We start from the raw sequence: 442 nt of genomic DNA, 5'->3' as shown, positions 1-442 counted from the left end.
TTCTTCCCAGCGCGCGCAGTGACGGCGGCTGATGGTCTAGAAGGGAATCCAGATGCAGAAATGGCCCGCGTTGCGGGCCATCAGGGATTGGTTCGGCTTGACTCTGGGGGGAAGCCCTTGTAGTTGGAGTTGAGCCGCAGACCGAGGCTTGCCGAGGGCTGTCGGCTCGAACGACTGGTTCGGCCTCTTGCGCTCGCGACCTACTTTTGTGCAACAGCCAACAACGCCTTCGGATTGGAGCTGGCGATAGCCAACAGTGTGCGTGCGGCACCGCTTGGTTGTTTGCGACCTTGTTCCCAGCCCTGCAGGGTACGTACGGAGACGCCCATCAGCGCAGCAAACTGTGACTGTGAAAGTCCTGTTCTATTGCGCGCCTCAATGACAGGCGATGAAACAACGCGAACTTGTCCCGCTTTCATCTCGCGCACCGACTGCAGCAATT

Annotated in this window: 1 protein-coding gene; it reads right to left on the bottom strand. The window is 59.0% G+C overall.

What is annotated here, in order from left to right:
* Window positions 1-200: 200 nt before the first annotated feature.
* A complete protein-coding gene (locus OOZ63_RS29030) occupies window positions 201-440 on the bottom strand; it encodes a helix-turn-helix domain-containing protein (protein WP_266009353.1) in 240 nt (79 codons plus the stop codon).
* Window positions 441-442: the final 2 nt, after the last annotated feature.

The sequence above is a fragment of the Paucibacter sp. PLA-PC-4 genome (assembly GCF_026241155.1).
In the GTDB taxonomy this organism is placed as follows: Bacteria; Pseudomonadota; Gammaproteobacteria; order Burkholderiales; family Burkholderiaceae_C; genus Roseateles_E.
Note: the sequence above shows the minus strand (reverse complement) of the source record. Positions and strands in the feature narration are given on the sequence as shown.